11 protein-coding genes and 1 pseudogene are annotated in these 18,297 nt (G+C 70.2%); 9 read left to right on the top strand and 3 right to left on the bottom strand.

Annotated features, from left to right (window positions below):
• Window positions 1–19 precede the first annotated feature (19 nt).
• Window positions 20–535, bottom strand: coding sequence for a hypothetical protein (locus VNG13_07850; protein HVA60436.1), 516 nt, complete (start codon window positions 533–535; stop codon window positions 20–22).
• A 160-nt stretch (window positions 536–695) separates the two neighbouring features.
• Between VNG13_07850 and ligD the strand changes: the two genes are divergently transcribed.
• The 8 genes and pseudogenes from ligD to VNG13_07810 all read left to right on the top strand — a co-directional run bounded on the left by ligD (window position 696) and on the right by VNG13_07810 (window position 13,361).
• Complete coding sequence (gene ligD, locus VNG13_07845; protein ID HVA60435.1) at window positions 696–1,715, top strand: non-homologous end-joining DNA ligase; 1,020 nt, start codon at window positions 696–698, stop codon at window positions 1,713–1,715.
• Between the two features lie 50 nt (window positions 1,716–1,765).
• Window positions 1,766–2,389, top strand: a complete 624-nt coding sequence (locus tag VNG13_07840; protein ID HVA60434.1) for a hypothetical protein — start codon at window positions 1,766–1,768, stop codon at window positions 2,387–2,389.
• Between the two features lie 729 nt (window positions 2,390–3,118).
• A pseudogene (locus tag VNG13_07835) lies at window positions 3,119–3,460 on the top strand (ATP-dependent DNA ligase).
• A gap of 769 nt (window positions 3,461–4,229) precedes the next feature.
• Window positions 4,230–5,978 (top strand): hypothetical protein, encoded by a 1,749-nt coding sequence (locus VNG13_07830; protein HVA60433.1) that lies wholly within the window; start codon window positions 4,230–4,232, stop codon window positions 5,976–5,978.
• A 118-nt stretch (window positions 5,979–6,096) separates the two neighbouring features.
• On the top strand, window positions 6,097–6,573 hold the full coding sequence (locus VNG13_07825; GenBank protein HVA60432.1) for a CrcB family protein: 477 nt from the start codon (window positions 6,097–6,099) through the stop codon (window positions 6,571–6,573).
• Entirely contained in the window at window positions 6,573–6,935 is a 363-nt protein-coding gene (locus VNG13_07820; protein HVA60431.1) for a DUF190 domain-containing protein, read from the top strand. The genes VNG13_07825 and VNG13_07820 overlap by 1 nt, the downstream gene beginning before the upstream one ends.
• A complete protein-coding gene (locus VNG13_07815) occupies window positions 6,932–7,300 on the top strand; it encodes a CrcB family protein (GenBank protein HVA60430.1) in 369 nt (122 codons plus the stop codon). Before VNG13_07820 ends, VNG13_07815 begins: the two co-directional genes overlap by 4 nt.
• 181 nt (window positions 7,301–7,481) lie before the next feature.
• Entirely contained in the window at window positions 7,482–13,361 is a 5,880-nt protein-coding gene (locus tag VNG13_07810; GenBank protein ID HVA60429.1) for an EAL domain-containing protein, read from the top strand.
• Window positions 13,362–13,368: 7 nt separating this feature from the next.
• On the opposite strand, the gene VNG13_07805 is transcribed toward VNG13_07810, so the two are convergent.
• The gene (locus VNG13_07805) at window positions 13,369–14,844 is read right to left on the bottom strand and encodes a hypothetical protein (protein ID HVA60428.1); all 1,476 of its coding nucleotides are present in this window, start codon (window positions 14,842–14,844) and stop codon (window positions 13,369–13,371) included.
• Window positions 14,845–14,858: 14 nt separating this feature from the next.
• Window positions 14,859–17,654 carry an EAL domain-containing protein gene (locus tag VNG13_07800; GenBank protein ID HVA60427.1) on the bottom strand — a complete coding sequence of 932 codons (2,796 nt, stop codon included), beginning with the start codon at window positions 17,652–17,654 and terminating at the stop codon, window positions 14,859–14,861.
• A 262-nt stretch (window positions 17,655–17,916) separates the two neighbouring features.
• Between VNG13_07800 and VNG13_07795 the strand changes: the two genes are divergently transcribed.
• The gene (locus VNG13_07795; protein HVA60426.1) at window positions 17,917–18,297 is read left to right on the top strand and encodes a transcriptional regulator; all 381 of its coding nucleotides are present in this window, start codon (window positions 17,917–17,919) and stop codon (window positions 18,295–18,297) included.

Raw genomic sequence — 18,297 nt, 5'->3', positions numbered from 1 at the left:
CTCGGCTGTAGTCCCCGCACTAGCGGGTGGTCGTGGGTGCCATCTCCGGTTCAGCGACGGTCGGGTCCGGTGCGTCGGCCGCTCCGCGGCCGAGCCGGTGCCGGCGCCGTCCGGTGGCAGTCGACGGCGGCGCGTAGTCACCGACCGGATGGGCGAGAACGAGCAGGCGACCGAGTACCCAGGCGCCGATCGCGACGATCAACAGACCCAGTCCGTAGTGGTAACCGAGCGGCGCCAGGGTCTGCGAGAGCCGGCCCGATGCCACCCGGGTCTGGGCGTTCGCGAGCCATGTGGAGGCGAACAGCGGGCCGACAACGAACCAGGCGCCACTGCCGATCGCGAGCAGCCCACCGAGGCCGCTCGACGAGCGGGCCGTGACGATGAGGATCAGCCCGGCCAGCGCAGCCCCGATCCCGGGGAGCAGGTTTAGCTCCCAGTGTGCCGTCGTGAAGGTCGGTGTGCCGTCCATCCGGTAGCCGAACAGCGGCCCGACGTAGGGAAGGGCGGCGCCCCAGGCGCCGAGCACCAGCAGCATCAACCCAGCAAACCGTCTTGACAGCGCGAGCACCGAACTCACCTCCACACAGGAACGTTTCCGTCAGGGTGCTCTTACCCAGCCGGAGGGGTGAATCACCCGGGCGGCGGGGTATTTCATTCAGGCCGTGACCGGGCCGGCGCAAGGTAGCGTCCGCGTCATGCCGGTGCCCGCGGTCGAGGTCGAGGCGGCGGGGCACGCGGTGCGAGTGAGCAACCCGGACAAGGTGCTCTTCCCGGTTCGCGGGGAAACCAAGATCGATCTGGTGAATTACTACCTCGCCGTCGGCGACGGCGTGGTCCGGGGCCTGTTCGAGCGACCGACGTATCTCAAGCGGCACCCAGACGGCGCCGGGACCGAGCCGATCTACCAGAAACGGGTGCCCGAGCACCGGCCGGAATGGATCGAGACCGCCCGGGTGAGCTTCCCCTCGGGCCGGCACGCGGATGCCCTGTGCGTCACCGATGTCGCGGCGGTCTGCTGGGCCGCCAACCTGGCGACCCTCGACTTCCACCCGTGGCCGGCCCGCCGGCGCGACACCGAGCATCCCGACGAGCTGCGGCTAGACCTCGACCCTCAGCCTGGCACGTCTTTTGCGGAGGCTCGCACCGTGGCCGCAGAGGTCCGGGCCGTGCTTTCCGATCTGGGCTACACCGGCTGGCCGAAGACTTCCGGCAATCGCGGGATACACGTCTACGTGCGGATCGAGCCGCGTTGGGAGTTTCCGGTGGTGCGGAGGGCCGCGCTGGCTTTCGGCCGCGAACTCGAGCGCCGCCTTCCGGACGCGGTGACCACGTCGTGGTGGAAGGAGGAACGAGGCGAGAAGGTGTTCCTCGACTTCAACCAGAACGCCCGTGACCGGACCATCGCCAGCGCCTACAGCGTCCGCGCTCGACCCGACGCGACCGTGTCAGCGCCCGTCACCTGGGACGAGCTGGCGGACTGTGAGACGACCGACTTCACGATGGCGACGATGCCGGCGCGCTTCGCGGAGCTGGGTGATCTGCACGCCGGGATCGACGACGTGGCGTTCTCGCTGGAGCCGTTGCTCGAGTGGGCGGAGCGAGACGAGCGGGACCGCGGCTTGGGGGAGGCGCCGTACCCGCCGAACTTCCCGAAGATGCCCGGGGAGCCGGCCCGCGTCCAGCCGAGCCGGGCTCGAAAGAGGTCGCCGAGCTGACGAGGGACCTGGACCTTGTCTCGCGGATCCGTTTCGGGCATACTTTGGGTGTGCCAGCTATCCAGATTCTGTCCATTAGCGAGCCACTATCCGTAGATCCGGCCGTCGGCAGCGCGGCCGCTCGATTGATCTCGCGCATCCATTACTTCGGACTCCTCCCGGGCCTTGAGGGGCCGCTCGAGCTCGACCGAGCACTCTTGCTTCTCGCGTTCACGAAGCTCTCCGAGGCTGGAGTCGGCCAAAAGTCCAGGCTGTTGCTCCAACGGGCCAGCGGCCCTGATGACTACCTCACCCTGCTGGACGCGGCGCTCGAGCAGACCGAGCAGTCCCCGCTGCCCACGAGTGAATGGGCCCCGCTCATTGAAACGTTGGGAGAGGGGCTCCTCGCAGATCTCGTCGGGATATCACCGAGTTCACTTCGCCGCTATGCCACTGGCACGCGCACGACACCCGACCAGGTCGCTACGCAGCTTCACTATCTCGCACTCCTCATCGCGGACCTGTCTGGCGCCTACAACGACTACGGCATCCGCCGTTGGTTCGATCGACCGAGAGCGAGACTGGACGGGCGGTCTCCACGCGACCTACTCGGCACCAGCTTTGACGCTGACAGTGGTGACACACAACGGTTGCGGGATCTCGCTGCGGGGCTGGTTGGCGCCGGCGCCACCTGATGGCGATCGGCTTCCGGCACAGTGACGCGCGCTTCCCCTTTTTCTGGGAGTCCACTGGTCAGCCATCGGCGCGATGGCACGCGGCAGGCGACGGTCCTGTTCAATATCTCGCTGATACCCCAGACGGCGCATGGGCCGAATTTCTTCGCCACGAGGAGATCACGGAGCCGGCCGACCTTGCAGGCATCATTCGCCGGATCTGGGCGGTGCAACTGCCCGTAGAAATCGGCGACGCTGTCGAGCCGCAACTTCCGGAACACATCCTCCTTGGCGGGACTGACACGTACGCAAGCTGCCAAGATGAGGCGAGACGGCTACGCGCTGCCGGAGCAGACGCCATCGAGGCCCCCTCAGCGGCTCTCCGTCCAGGAGGCGCCCGCGGGCAATTCACGCGAGGTGGCCTTGTCGAAGCGCCCGACGTCGACGGGGTCGTCTGGGCGATCTTTGGTGCCCCCCCTGACAGCCGCGGGTGGGCAGCAGTCGACGTTGGCGCTCCTACGGCGCGCCTCTTGCCCCTCGTCCGGCATTTCGGCGACGGACCCCCGGCTGCCGGTCGCCCTTCCCGGTCGGACCGACGCTCTGGGAGAGAGCGGCGAACGACCATCGACATCACCCAAGAACGACTCGCTAAGCCGGAGCGTCGAACGAACGCCCGGCGCGGCAGAGGAGGGAGCCGTCCGAGTTAGCCACATGGGCCGGGGCACTCGCCGGGCGCTGAAGGTTGCCATACAGGACTTCCGTGACCGGACCATCGCCAGCGCCTACAGCGTCCGCGCTCGACCCGACGCGACCGTGTCGGCGCCCGTCACCTGGGACGAGCTGGCGGACTGTGAGACGACCGACTTCACGATGGCGACGATGCCGGCGCGCTTCGCGGAGCTGGGTGATCTGCACGCCGGGATCGACGACGTCGCGTTCTCGCTGGAGCCGCTGCTGGAATGGGATGGGCGGGACGAGAAGGACCGGGGGCTCGGGGAGGCGGGGTACCCGCCGAACTTCCCGAAGATGCCCGGCGAGCCGGCCCGCGTCCCGCCGAGCCGCGCGAAGCCTCGGCCGGACCCCGGGAAGTGATCAGTGTCTGGGCGAGTGCTGGCACCTCGCAGTGGGACGCTGCAAATCGAAGGACCGCAGCGCTCATCACCTGCGAGAAGGACTTCGAGAGCACGAAGGCTGCGACGGACGTGGAGCCTCGAGGGCTTCGTGACGAGGCTGAAGTGCGAAGAGGTCTTCATGCTCTCCACGTGCAACTCGTCGGTGTCGGGATCCCAAAAGGTGATCACGCGGGCGCCAATCTTCCGCAACGCCGATCCGAGCCGACGCAGATTGAGATGCCCGGCTTGCGGGACGACATCGAGGTCGTAGGTCACCCGGGCGTCGACTGAGCACGTATCGAACGCGGTGTCCGTCGAGCGCACGGAGGATCGCTTCCGGATCGAGCTCAATCGCCGGAAGGTCCGGTGGATCGCTCGAGCTCAGCGCGCCCGGCGCCGGTCACGGCGGGACCGCCCGATACGACGCATCTCACGAACGAAGGCTTCCTGCCGGCCCAGCGACCGCTCGCGATCTGCGTCTGGCTGATCGTCGATCACGCGCCGCACGGCGTCGTCGACTCCCCGCATGACGACTTCGCCGGGATGCCGATCGGAGTGCACCCGAATTTTCGCCATCGGCCCCCTTCCCGTCCTCACTGTCCCACGGGACGGTTGGGCCGCACTCTCACCGAGCCGCGGTCGGGTCGGGCGCGGTCGGGTCGGGTCGCACCCCGTCGGACCTCCTGGCGACACCGCCCTGGCGAGGGGTAGATTTGCCCGTCCGCCGCCGAGTGCAGGATGAGGAACAAGTGTCGCGAACCGCCGCGCTGAGACTCGCCCGACCTACCCTGCTCGCCGTCGTGCTGGCGACCGCGGCGGCCACGATGTCCGCGGCCTCGGCCACATCCGCACCACGCGTCCTGCGGGTCGGCAGCTGGCACGGCCAAGCCGGCCAGTACCGCAGCATCCAGGCCGCCGTCGACGCCGCGAAGCCCGGCGATTGGATCCTCGTCGGTCCCGGCGACTATCACGAGAACGGCGACTACACGACGCACAAGCCGTATCCCGCGGGCCGGGAGGCGGGTGCCGGCGTCTGGATCGCCACCCCGGGCATCCACCTGCGCGGCATGAACCGCAACACGGTCATCGTCGACGGCACGAAGCCCGGTGCGCCTGCCTGCTCGTCGGCACCGGGGGACCAGCTCTACGGGCCCCGGGGGAGTTCCGGCCGGGCGTTCGGCCGCAACGGGGTGGAGATCTGGAAGGCCGACGGGGTGTCGGTCGACAATCTGACGGCGTGCAACTTCCTGTCCGGTAGCGGTGCTTCGGGAAACGAGATCTGGTGGAACGGCGGGGACGGCAGCGGCCAGGTCGGCGGCTGGGACTTCTCCGGCACGTATCTGACCGCGACCACCACTTTCTACGGCACCCAGGCGACCGCCGCCGCGTATGGGATCTTCTCGAGCAACTGGAGCGGTGGCACCTGGGATCAGACCTATGCGAGCAACTTCGACGACTCCGACTATTACGTCGGGGCCTGCCAGCAGGTGTGCGACCAGACGGTGAACCACGCCTGGGCCGAGTACTCGGCCCTCGGGTACTCCGGGTCGAACTCGGGCGGGACCATGCTCGTCGAGAACTCGCAGTTCGACAACAACGAGGACGGATTCGACACCAACAGCCAGAACGGCGACAACCCGCCCCCGCAGAATGGTGCCTGCCTGAACAACGGGATCAGCCCCATCACGCACACTCATTCCTGCTGGGTGTTCATGCACAACTACGTGCACGACAACAACAACCCGAACGTCCCGTCGGCCGGCTCCGCGGCCGCCGGCCCGGTCGGGACCGGTATGTCGCTCTCCGGTGGCCGCAATGACACCGTGATGGCCAACCGCTTCGAGAACAACGGTGCGTGGGGCACCGTTTTCGTCCCCTACCCGGACAACGGGCCGCCCTGCACCGGCGGGACCCTCACCCCGGCCGCGTGCCTGTACGACGACTCGGGTAACTCCTTGTTGGACAACGGCTACCGGCACAACGGCTTCTTCGGCAACCCGTCGAACGCCGATTTCGCGGAGACCACGCTCGAGCCGGGGCCGGCGAACTGTTACGTCGGGAACTACGAGGAAGGTGGCGGAACCACCACGAGTTCGCCGTCGACATTGCAGCAGACCAACACCACCTGCGGCGGCGGCACCACGGCCCCCGACCCGAATCCGGTGTTCACCGACCAGATCGCCTGCGATTCACAAGCGATCTCGATCGGCCCGGTTCTCGGTGGGACCGTCTGCCTTCCCGGGACGACGTACCCGCGACGTACCCGGGTCATCATGCATCCGTTGCCGGCCGGTTTGGCTACGATGCCCAACCCGTGTGCCGGCGTGCCGGCCAACCCCTGGTGCCCAGGCACGCAACCCGTGTCATCGGTGAGTCCCGCGAGCCACGCGGATGCACCGGGCCTGCCCGCCACCGGCTTGCCCGCGGAGGTGCCCGCCGTCGGCCTTCTGCTACTGCTCTCGGCCGGCCTCGGCCGACGGCTGCACCGGCGCAGCTAGCCGCAGGATCATCCGCTCGGTTCCGGCCCGGTACGATCGCTGCGCGTTCACGGCTGTGGGGCCAGCCGATAACCGCCACGTGCCGACGGTCCCTACCGGCTTTGCTGCTGGAGGTGTCGTGACGCAGGCCGCCGACGACCGGCCGTTCGGCGCGGCTCGCGCACGCCACCGGCCGGGCCCGCGTCCCGGCGTCCTGGTGGCCGTGCTCATCGGGGGGGTTGCCGGCGGAGCGGCGCGCTATGCCGTGACCGCGGCCTGGCCGACCCCCGATCGCGGCTTCCCGTGGTCGACGCTGGTCGTGAACGGTTCGGGGGCGTTTCTCCTGCCATTGCTCCTCGTGCTGTCCATCGACCTGGGCCGTGGCGACCGGTTCCTGCGCCCGATGCTCGGCACCGGCTTCTGCGGGGCCTACACCACCTTCTCCTCGATCGTGGTCGGGACCGACCAGTTGATGGCCCACCGCCATCCCGGTACGGCCGTGGCCTATCTGCTCGCGAGCCTGGCCGCCGGCTTGGCCGCCGCGGGGCTCGGTTTCATCGCCGGCCGCTGGATCGCCGGCCGGCGACCGCACGTCCGCGAGATGGGAGCAGCATGATGCGACGGCAGGGTCCGGCCCTTCGGCTCAGCATCTTCCTGGGCGAATCGGACCAGTACCACCACAAGCCGCTGTACCACGAGATCGTCGCCCGGGCGCACCGCGCCGGCCTCGCCGGCTGCTCGGTTCTGCGCGGCATCGAAGGATTCGGCGCGTCCAACCACATCCACACCACCCGAATCCTCAGCCTGTCCGACGACCTGCCGCTGGTGATCGTCGTCGTGGATGACGAGGCAAGCATCCGGGCCTTCCTCCCCGAGCTGGACGAGCTGATCAGCGAGGGGCTGGTCATTCTCGACGACGTCGAGGTGGTCCGCTACGTCGGCCGGGTGGCCCAGCCCGGGGACGAGCCGGACCGGTGATCCTGGGCGTCGAAGTGGCGGTCACCGCGGGGATCGGGGCGGTCGCGCGGTACGTCGTGGACCTGCTCGTGTATCACCGGACGACGGGGCAGTTCCCCCTCGGCACGTTCGTCATCAACACCGTGGGCTCGTTGCTCGCCGGGCTCTTCGCCGGTCTGGCGCTCCACCACGGACTCCCGGGGACGGCGACCGTGGATCTCACGGCAGGGTTCTGTGCCGGCTTCACGACCCTGTCCACCTGGGCGTACGAGTCGCTCGCCCTGGTGGAGGCAGGTGCGTCATGGGAGGCCGGCCTGAACATCGTCGGTAGCTTTGCCGCCGGGCTGGCGGCGGCCGCGACCGGTTTCGGCCTCGCGCTGATCTGAGTCCGGTCGCGCGGGGCCGGTTCGGCCGGTCGGCCCGCTGCCATCGGGCCGGGCGTGGTCCTTTCGAGTCATTTGGCCTGCGCGAAGGCCATGGGGGGCCGAAGCGGTGCGACACTGTGTGCAGTCAAAACAATTCGGTCCGTAGTCGACATGGGCGGGTGCGGAGGCGAGGTCCCGAGTGGTGTCCGATCGGCTGGGCCAGCCCGAATGGGCGGCCGGCGCGGTCCGGTTCGCCGGCCGCTACGGGTTGGGCCCGATTCTCAAGAGCGGCAGCGGGGTCGACACCGTGCTGGCGGTCGACACCCACACCGGACGCCAGGTGGTCCTCAAGTCGATCGATCCGAGCTTCGTCCACGCCGCTGCCCGGCTGCGCTTCGAGCACGAGACCCGGGTGCTCCGGGAACTGACCGGCGTCGGGCTCACCGGGCTCCTCGACTCCGGGTACGCCGAGGGCCGCCTCTTCCTCGTCCAGCCGTTCGTGCCCGGCACGACCCTCGAGGCCGCCTTGCGGCGGGGCCGGCTCGGCGTCGAGGCCGCTCTCCGCGTCGGCGTCGACGTGGCGACCGCGCTGGATATCGCGCACGGCGCCGGGATCTGCCATCGCGACATCAAGCCGGCCAACGTCGTCGTCGACGGTACCGACCCGGTCTCGTCGGTCACGCTGATCGACTTCGGGTTCGCCCGGAGCCCGTCGCTGGACGAGTCGATCCGCGACGACCTGGTCGGAACCGTGCGCTACCTGGCCCCAGAAGCGGCCGGCCTGGTCGGGGCCCCCGCCGACGAACGTTCCGACCTCTATGCGCTGGGTGTGCTGCTCTTCGAGTGCCTGGCCGGTCGGCCGCCCTTCCTCGGCCCCGGGGTGGGGGAGATGCTCCGCCAACACCTGAGCATGCCGGTACCCGACCTGCCCGGGCTCGGGATAGCCGTTCCCGGAGCGGTCGACGCGGTGATTCAGCGGCTGTTGCGCAAGGAGCCGGGGGAGCGCTACCAGTCGGCTTCGGCGCTGGCTGCCGATCTGTCCGAGCTGCTGGCGGCGGTGCAGGGCGGCGAGGCCGATCCGCGGATCGTCATCGGCCGGCTCGACCAGCGGCGCAACCTGGCGGACCCCGCGTTCGTCGGCCGAGCTGCCGAAATCGAGTCGCTGACCTTGCTGGTCGACGCCGTTGCCGCGGGAAGCGGTGGACTGGTCCTGCTCGAGGCGGATTCCGGTGGGGGCAAGAGCCGCCTGCTCGCGGAGATCACCCGAATGGCCAGCCAGGCCGGCTGCACCGTGCTACAGGGGCAGGGGGTGGCACGTGGGGCCCAGCGTCCCTTCACCCTGCTCGACGGCATCGCGCAGGGGTTGGCCGTCGCCCTGGAGGCGGACGTCGAGGCACGTGCGGAGCTGATCTCGGAACTTGGGAACGCCGCGCCGGCGGTCGCCCGGGCGCTCCCGTCGCTGAGCGGGCTGCTCGGGGTGGCACCCGACGAGGACGCCGGTCCGGAACAGTTCGGCGAGCAGCGCAGCGTGGGCGCGATCCAGCAGATGCTGGTCACGGTCGCGTCGGCCCGACGACCGGTGCTGCTGGTACTCGACGACTGCCAGTGGGCCGACGGCCTGACGGTTCGGCTGCTCCGGGGCCTCTCGGCGAACCGCGGCCAGCCCACCGCGTATCTCGGCGTGATCGCCGCATTTCGTTCCGAGGAGGTGCCGGCGGATCATCCGCTCCGGTCGATCGCCCGCCCGCTCCGGCTCGGACCGCTGCCGCCCGAATCGATGGTGATGCTCGCCGAGTCGATGGCTGGGCCGGTTCCGCGGGAGGCGCTGGACACGCTGGTCCGGCTGGCCGATGGCAACCCGTTCATGGGCGCGGCCGTGCTCCGCGGACTAGTCGAGTGCGGCGCGCTCACCGGCACGCCCGAGGGTTGGGTCGTCGATGAACCGGCGCTGAAGGACGTGCAGACCGCGCGGCGCTCGGCCGCGTTCCTGGTCAGCCGGCTGGAGTTGCTCTCCGCCGAGGCGCTCGGGCTGCTCTCGGCCGGGGCGGTGCTCGGCAAGGAGTTCGATATCGCCGCCGCCGTCGCCTTGGCTGGTGACCCGGACGACGCGGCGGCCATCATCGAGGATGCCCGGAGCCGGCGGCTGCTCTGGGTCGACGATCGCAGCGGTCACTGCAGCTTCTCCCACGACAAGATCCGTGAGGCGCTGCTCGACCGCTTGAGCGAGGACGCCCGGCGCGAGCTGCACGGTCGGGCCGCGGACGCGCTCGCGAACGGCAACGACGGCGAGCCAGTCCCGGTGTTCGATCTCGCCTACCACCTCAGTGCGGCCGGCCGGGACGCCGACGCGCTGCCGTACGCCCTGGCCGGCGCCTCGCTGGCCCGCGCCCAGTACGCGCTCGACGCGGCGGTCGTCCACTACCGGATGGCCGCGCGCGGCCTCGACCCGGCCGACGAGGTGACCCGGATCCAGGTCTGCGAGGGGCTCGGCGACGTGCTCACGCTGCAAGGGGCCTACGCCGAGGCGCAAACCCAGCTGGGCGCCGCCCGCTCGCTGGTGGACGACCCCACCCGCGCGGCCGCGCTCGACGGGAAGCTGGGGGATCTCGCGTTCAAGCAGGGCGACGTGCCGGTCGCGAAGCGGCATCTGGAGGCGGCGCTGGCCCGGCTCGGGCGGCCGATCCCGCGGCATCCCGTCCTCACGCTGGTCCGGTTGTCCTGGGAGCTGGCGGTGCAGACGGTGCACTCGATCCTGCCCCGGCTCACCGTTGGCCGGCGCTGCGCCGACGGGCGGGACGAGGACTTCCTCGCGATGCGCCTCTACAGCCGGTTGGCCTACGTGTACTGGTTCCACTCCGGGAAGGTGCCCTGCGCCTGGGCCCACCTGCGCGGGATGAACCTGGCCGAACGCTACCCGCCGTCCGCGGAGCTCGGGCAGGCCTACTCCGAACACGCGCCGGTGATGACCATGCTGCCGTGGTACGGCCGCGGGGTGAAGTACGCGGAACGTTCGCTCGAGATCCGGCGGCAGCTCGACGACGTCTGGGGTCAGGGCCAGAGCCTCGGCTTCGCCGGCGTCGTGCTGTACGCCGCCTCCCGATACACCGAAGCCATGGCGGCCTGCCGCGAGGCGGTGCGCCTGCTCGAGCGCACCGGCGACCGTTGGGAGGTGAACACCGCAGGCTGGCACATCGCGTTCTGCCTGTACCGGACCGGCGAGCTTGCCGAGGCAGCGGATGTGGCGCGCGAGGTGCTGGGGGCCGCACAGGCGATCGGAGACCAGGCTGCCGCCGGGATCGCGCTCAGCGTCTGGGCCCGGGCCCGAGGTGGCCGGATCGACGGTCGTCTGATCGACGAGCAACTCGCCGGCGGCAGTGAAGACGCGCACACCACCTGCGAGCTCCAGCTCGCGTCCGGGCTACGGCTGTTGGACCAGGGGGATCTCGACGCGGCGGCTGCGGCACTGGAAGCCGCCATGACGACCGCCGGGCGGGCCGGGCTCCGCCAGGAGTACGTGGCGCCCATCTACCCGTGGTACGCGACCGTCCAGCGCCGGCTCGCGGAGGCGGCCCCGGCGCACAATCCGGCCCTGCGCTCGGCACGGATCCGAAGGGCCGCGTCCGCGTCCCGCCGCAGCCGCCGGTGGGCTTTCACCTACCGGAACAACGCGCCGCATGCGCTGCGTGAAGCCGGCCTCGTCGCGTCGCTGCGCGGCCGCCGCCGGCGGGCCGAACGTTTGCTCGGCCGCAGTCTTCGCACGGCGGAGGAGCAAGGTGCCCAGTTCGAGCTGGCACTGACCCGGCTGGCCCTGGCCGAGCTCGCCATGGCCGGCGGGGGTTCGCAGCAGCCGCACGCCGACGCGCTCGCGGCGATCCGCCGGTTCGAGCCGCCCGACGAGCCGATCTCGGAGACGGATGGCGGCAGCGGTGCCTCGGTGTCGTTGTTCGACCGCTTCACCACGCTGCTGAAGGTCGGGCGGATGATCACCGCGGCAACCTCGCGCGGTGCGGTGGAGGCGGCAATCCGCGAAGCGGCGCTCACCCTGCTCCGCGGCGAGCGGTGCCATCTCGTCCCCGTGGCGGCGCTGCACGACGAGCAGCTCATCACGCAATCGGGGGAGGCGGTCGACGAGATCAGCCGCACCCTGCTCCGTCGGGCGGTCGAGCTGGGCGCCCCGGTCGTCGCCGGTGAGCCCGGCACGGACGACTGCGAGAGCCTGCTGCTATCCGGGATCCGCTCCGTGCTGGCGGCGCCGATCGCCGTCGACGGCGAGCCGGTGTCCTGTTTCTACGTCACACACGGGAAGATCGGCCAGCTGTTCGGGGACGAGGAGGTCCAGCTGGCCGCGTTCATCGCCACCCTGGCCGGAGCGGCTTTCGAGCATCTGGCCGGTAGCGAGACCCGGTTCCGCTCGCTTGCCCAGAACTCGAGCGACGTCATCACATTGGTAGATCGGGACGGGGTCGTCAGCTACCAGAGCGCGGCAGCGACGCGGGTGTTCGCCCTGCCCGCCCCGGGACTTCTCGGTCAGCCGATCACGGACTGGGTGCACCCCGACGATCTGACCCGGTTCACCGAGGCCCTGGCGACGGCGGCGGACTCGGAGGGCGCCCGGATCGAGTGCCGGTTCCGGCACTCCGACGGTTCGTATCGGTCGGCCGAGACTGCGGTCACGAACCTGCTCGACGAGCCGACCGTGGCCGCGCTGGTGCTGAACACCCGGGACGTCACCGACCGACGCCGGCTCGAGGACGAGCTGCGTGAACGGGCCCTGCACGACACCCTGACCGGGCTGCCGAACCGGGCGTTGTTCCTCGACCGGGCCCGCCAGGCCCTCGACCGCGGCCGGCGGCAGCCGATGCCTATCGTCGTCGCGTTCCTCGACCTCGACGACTTCAAGGCGGTCAACGACACGTTCGGGCACGGGGTCGGCGACGAACTGCTGCGGGCGATGGCCGACCGGCTGGTCAGATGTGTCCGTCCCGCCGACACGGTGGCCCGCTTCGGCGGCGACGAGTTCGCCATCCTCCTGGAGAACACCGAGCTAGCGACCGCGGTCGCGATCATCGAGCGCATCCTCGATGTGACGGCGGTGCCGGTGGCGCTGGCGAACACCCAGGTGGTCGTCCATACCAGCATCGGGATTGCGCATGCCGAGGATCCGACGGCGAATCCCGACCAGTTGCTGGCCCACGCGGATGCGGCGATGTATGCGGCGAAGGCGCGCGGTAAGCACTGCTTCGACCTGTTCGTGCCGGCGATGCAGGCGGCGACCGAGACGCGCTCCCGGCTGCGAACCGAGCTCGACCGGGCGTTGATCGGCGACGAGTTCCGGCTGCACTACCAGCCGATCCTCGACCTGCGCAGCGGGGGGCGGGTGGGAGTCGAGGCCCTGATCCGTTGGGAGCACGGGGAGCGCGGGCTTCTCGTGCCGGGTGACTTCATGGACTACGTCGAGGACAGCGGCCAGATCGTCGGGATCGGGGCCTGGGTCCTGGCCACGGCCTGCCGGGAGGCAGCCCGGTTCGGTCCCACGGCGCAGATGAGTGTCAACGTGTCGGCCCGCCAGCTCCGACACCCCCTGGTCGTCGGGGACGTCGCCGATGCGCTGGCCCGTTCCGGGCTCCTGCCGCAGCGGCTGATCCTGGAGATCACCGAGACCGCGGCCATGAGCGAGGCCGAGACCGAGACAACCATCGCGAAGCTCACCGAGTTGAAACGACTAGGGGTGAACGTCGCCCTGGACGACTTCGGGACCGGATACTCGCCATTGAGCTATCTGCGCCGGTTCCCGGTCGACTTCCTCAAGATCGATCGCTCGTTCGTGCGGGACATCAGGAACAGCCGGGAGGACGAGTCCGTCGTCCGCGGCGTCATCGACATGGCGCATGCGCTCGGGGTTCAGGTGGTGGCCGAAGGCATCGAGGACCCCGCTCAGCTCGAGGTCCTCGACGGCCTCGGCTGCGATCTGGGGCAGGGCTATTTCTGGATGCGGCCGGCGCCGCTCGACGCCGCGGTCGCCTGGTGCGCGTTGCCCAGGCCGCGGTCGGCGGGTGGCGTGCAGACCCTGGCCTTCGAGTAGGCCGGGGTCAGCACACCGCCGGCAGTTGCTGGCCGCTGCGCGCGTTCACCCCGGAACACTGCTCGGTGACATAGATCTGGGCGCCCGTCGAAGTCGCATCGTCCGCCCAGGCGATGACGGCCCGGCCGTCCGGGGTGATCGCATCGGTGAAGAAGTCGAGCAGGTTGCGGTTGCCGGTCACCCCGCAGGTGACCCCGGTGGTACAGATCTCCCCGTAATGGATCACATGGTCGCTTGCCACCGTCTGGTCCACCGCGAGGCCCTGGTTGGTGGCGTGCAACTGGGCGAAGCGAACAACCCACTGGTTGGTCGGGTCGGAGTTACTTACCCCGGTGCCCGCGTACCAGACCAGGTCGGCACGGCCGTTGCCGCCCCCGGCGATCCAGGGGTAGAGGTTGGCCGTCGCTCCCGTCTGGTCGATTTGGATCGGTGTGGACCAGGCGAGCGTCCCGGCCGGCTGGGTACTCAGGTCGATCGTGGGGTCGGGCAGAAGTTGCACCGACAGGTCGGTGCTCGTCGGGTCGTCGAGGTCGCCGCCTCGAGTGGGGGCATGCGACACGTATATGTGCTCGGCGCTGGCCCAGGCTGCCCACAGGTTGCCGCTGGCATCGATCGCGAGCGCCGGGAAGATGTGGTCGTAGGTCTCGGTCGTCGGGCCGACCCAGATCGGGGTGTCCGTCCAGGTGTACCCGCCGTCGGTCGAGGACGCCAGGTACACAGCGTTGTTGTTGTCCGCGGTCTCCCCGGCCGCGGAGTTCAGGTTCTCGAGGGCCGTGGCGGGCGCGGTGAAGATCGTGTACAGCGGCTGCGGGGACGCCGTGCTCACGGTGTCAACGACCAGTGGCCCGAGCTCGTTGTTGTACGCGGCCTGCGCGATGTGCGCCGCATCGATCGCGAACCCGCGGAAGGCGTACGTCAGCCCGCCGTCGGTGGATGCGGAGACCCCGATGTTGTCGGTCGCCAACAGGTGGCTGTCCAGGTACACCGTGTTGGCGTCGCCCCAGGCCATCCACTGGCGGTCATCGCCGGGGACCTGGGAGGCCGCGAGATTGGGCGTCGAGAAGCTGGCCCCGCCGTCCGTCGTGTTCCCGACGGTGATGTTCGGCAGGCTCAGGCTGGAGTACGCCATCGTCGGATTGCTCTGGCCGGCCGCCGTGGTGGGGCTGATCGCGACGTCGCAGTCCCCGCCGCCGGCACCGTCGTCGGGCGCTCCGCGGAAGGCGTCGGACTGCGCACCCGGCGGCAAGGTCCACAGCTCGCAGCCGATCGGGGTGCTGCCCGGTGCCATCACGTACATCAGACCGGTGTTGTCCACCCTGATGGTCGGTTCGCCCTGCGCGAGCCCGTAGGGGAACGGCGCGCTGAGCTGGAGGCCCTTCTGGAAGGCCAGCGCCGAAGTTGTGTCCGCGGTGGCCGCGGAGGGCGCCAGGCCGACGCTGGCCAGCAGGAGGACGGACGGAATGGCGATTCGTCTGGGATGCACGACGGCCTCCAGGTTCAGCTCTCGGTGGGCACGCGTCGACCGACCCGCCGGGCCGACGGACGGTCGGCGTAGGGGAGGGTGAGGAAGGCGCTACTGGCCTCCCGCTCGAACAGCCGGGCGTTCTGGATGGCTGCGGCGACGATCGGGGTGAAGGCCAGCACGGTGAACCGGTCGTCCTCGCTGAACGCCTCGCATCGGGTCGAGTCGATCTGGAGCACGCCGATCACCGCGCCCTCGGCGATCAGTGGCACGCCGTAGTAGCTGCGCACGCCGCCTGACGCGCTGTTGCGCAGAACGTTGGGCGAGACGTCGGGGTCGGCCAGGACGTCCGGGATGTAGCGCGGCTCGCCGCTGGCCGCGATCTTCCCGCCGACGCCGGAGCCGAGCGGGATGCGGGCCGCCCAGGCCCTGGCGTCCGGCTCCGGGTCGCCGGCGGAAAGTTGAATGTGGCCGTCCCGCACCAGCTGGATCGAGCCCCCGGTGAAGGCCACGAGCTGGCGCAGGGCCACGAAGGTGGAGGTCAGGACCTCGTTGAGATCGAGCCGGGCGGTGACGTCGCGAGCGAGGTCCAGAAGCAGGCGGTAGCGGCGGGCCGGCTCGATGTCCGGGACCGGGTAGCCACGGTCGGGACCGCTCCGACGATCGGCCAGGGCGACCGGCCAGGGCACCGAGTTGGCCAGGGCCTCCGCGCAGGCCGCGCGGGGCAGCGGGCGGGCGAACAGGAAGCCTTGAGCCGTGTCGCACCCGGCGTCGAGCAGGATCTCGAGCTGGGTCAGCGTCTCGACGCCCTCGGCGACCACGCTCATCTTGAGCGCATGCGCCATGGCCACGACACTGCGCACGATGACCTCGCTGGCCGGGTCGTTGCCGAGCCCGGCGACGAAGGAACGGTCCACTTTGACCGCGTCCACCGGGAACCGGGCCAGGTAGGTCAACGACGCGTGGCCCGTGCCGAAGTCGTCGATCGCGAGCCGGAACCCGTGCCCGCGCAGTTCCTCGAGCACTGCGACGACCGGTTCGACGTTCTCGACGAGCGCCGTCTCGGTGACTTCCAGGCACACCTGGGCCGGGTAGGTGTCGGTGGCTTCGAGCAGCGACAGCACCGATTCGATGAAGCCCGGTCGGACCAGCTGCCGGGTGGACACGTTGATCGCGAGTTGCGCCGCTGCGGGGGCTCCGGCCGGGGCCCGCCACCGGGGGCCACCGGCGAGTGCCGTCGCCAGAACCCATTCGCCGACCTGGACGATGAGGTCGCTCTCCTCTGCGACGCTGATCGCGTCACCAACGTCGATGTCGGCGTCGCCCGGCCACCGCAGCAGCGCCTCCACCCCGCTGAAGGAACCGGTGCGAAGGTCCACCATCGGCTGGTAGTGCAGTTCGAGGCGCTCGGCCACCAGGTCCTGTCGCAACTTGGTCTCCAGCGCGTGGTGGCGGCGCACCGCTTGCCGCATCGGCAGGCTGAACACCTCGACCCGGTTCCCGCCGGCCTGCTTGGCCCGGTACATCGCGGTGTCCGCATCTGCTAGCAACGAGTCGGCGGACGTGTCGCCACCGTCTGAAAGCGCGACCCCGATGCTGGCGTAGGAGATCACCTCACCACGGCTGACCGATACCGGTTCGCGTAGCGCCTCCACGATTCTGCGGGCGACGAAGACGGCCTCATCCGGCGCGGTCAGGGCACGGCAGAGGACGACGAACTCGTCACCGCCGATCCGGGTGACGACATCCGCCGGTCGCACGAGTCGCCGGATCCGGTCGGCGACGGCGATGAGCAGCTCGTCCCCGCTGGCATGCCCGAGTGCGTCGTTGACTTGCTTGAACCGGTCGAGATCGACGAAAAGCAGCCCGGAGGGCAGCCCGGACCCGCCGCGCAGGTCATGGTCGACGACGTCCATCAGCAGCAAACGGTTGCCCAACCCGGTGAGGGCGTCGCACCGCGCCTGGGCGGACAGGCGATGCTCGATGATCTCGCGTTCGGTTATGTCCTCGAGTTGAACCAGCAGCCGCGAGCGGCCGTCCGCCGGCCCGAGCCGGGCGACCGAGAGGAATGCCCACCGGTCGCCGTCCGACCCGGCCAGCCGGATCTTCAGCCGGGCTCCCGGCGCACGCTCGGACAGGACGTGGCCGATGGCGTCCGCCACCACCGTCCGGGTGGGCTCCGGGGCCAACTCGGTGAAGCGGGTTCCGGGCGGTAGGCCGTCGGGACGGCCGAGCAGACGCAGCAGGGCCGGGTTGACCTCGGTCACGACCCCGTCGCCGTCGAGGACCGCGATCCCTGCGGTGGTGTGCTGAAACGCGACCTCGAACCGCTCCTGCGCGTCCCGCACGGCCGCGCTGTTGCGGCGCACCATCCGGTGGGCCAGCGTCGACAGGACCGTGATGCCGAGCACGATGAGGATCGCCGTCGTCGAACCCAACCGGTGGCGGGTCGTGTCGAGCTGAGGCCAGATCACCGTGATCAGGCAGACCGGCACAGCGGTGGCGAGCGACCCGATCAACCCGTAACGGACCGGACCCTCGATGAGAATCACCAGAACGACGGCCGTCCCGATGCCGGGTATCCCGTGGAAGGCCGCTTGGAAGCCGGCGTAGAACGCGATATCGGCGAGGGTCGCCAGCGCGCCGAGGACGCGAACCTGGCGGTCCCGGCGCAGCCGGAGAGCCAGCGCCAGCGTGACCGGCACCGTCGCCAGGAGGAGCAGGTGCGCGACCACCGGCCGGCTCAGCTCGAAGTGCTCCGACCCCGCCCGGCCGACGGTCCGGGTGGCGAGCAGGGACACGATCACCGCCCCGGCGCGGAGCAACGACATCGCCACATCGGTCCGCGCAGCGGGCGACAGGGCTGCCCGCGGCCCCTGCGTGTCGCGCCTGGGAGCGGACGACCTGAACACTGAGTGACCCCGCAACCGCCGGAACCGATCGATAACTGTACGCACCGTAACGGCTGCTCTGCGTGACTGTCCCTAGTCAGATCGGATCAGTCACCCAGCGTGATCGGGGCAGCGGAGCGGCCCGGAGACCGCGGGCCGGGCAGGCCGGAAGCCAGCGACGGCAGCGGGTAACCTCGACCGCGTGGGCCGGGTGCTGAAGTCGCCGAAGTGGTGGGGTTTGACGCTGCTCGTGATCGCCGGCATCTCGGCCTGCGCGCTGCTCGGCCGGTGGCAGTGGGACAAGGCCCTCTACGGCTCGGGCGACCTGGTGAACCTGGGTTACGGCCTGCAGTGGTGGACCTTCGCCGCGGTCGTCCTCTACGGCTGGGGGCGGGCGGTCCGCGAAGTCGCCCGACCGCGGGCGCGGCCCGGGCCGGACGGGAAGGTCGGCGAGCCGTCGCTGCCGCGCACCCTCGTCGTGGCGAACCGGCGGCCGGTACCGCCGGCCGATGCCGAGGAGGACGCCGAGCTCGCGGCGTACAACCGTTACCTCGCCCGGTTGCACGCGAGCACCCGGGCATAG

The organism is Mycobacteriales bacterium (assembly GCA_035533475.1).
Taxonomy (GTDB): Bacteria; Actinomycetota; Actinomycetes; order DATLTS01; family DATLTS01; genus DATLTS01.
This window is presented reverse-complemented; position numbering and strand designations above follow the sequence as displayed.

Coding starts and splice junctions, on each gene's coding strand:
- VNG13_07850 (HVA60436.1), bottom strand. CDS start 535: ATGCTGCTGGTGCTCGGCGCCTGGGGCGCCGCCCTTCCCTACGTCGGG.
- VNG13_07820 (HVA60431.1), top strand. CDS start 6,573: ATGCGACGGCAGGGTCCGGCCCTTCGGCTCAGCATCTTCCTGGGCGAA.
- VNG13_07800 (HVA60427.1), bottom strand. CDS start 17,654: ATGTCGTTGCTCCGCGCCGGGGCGGTGATCGTGTCCCTGCTCGCCACC.
- ligD (HVA60435.1), top strand. CDS start 696: ATGCCGGTGCCCGCGGTCGAGGTCGAGGCGGCGGGGCACGCGGTGCGA.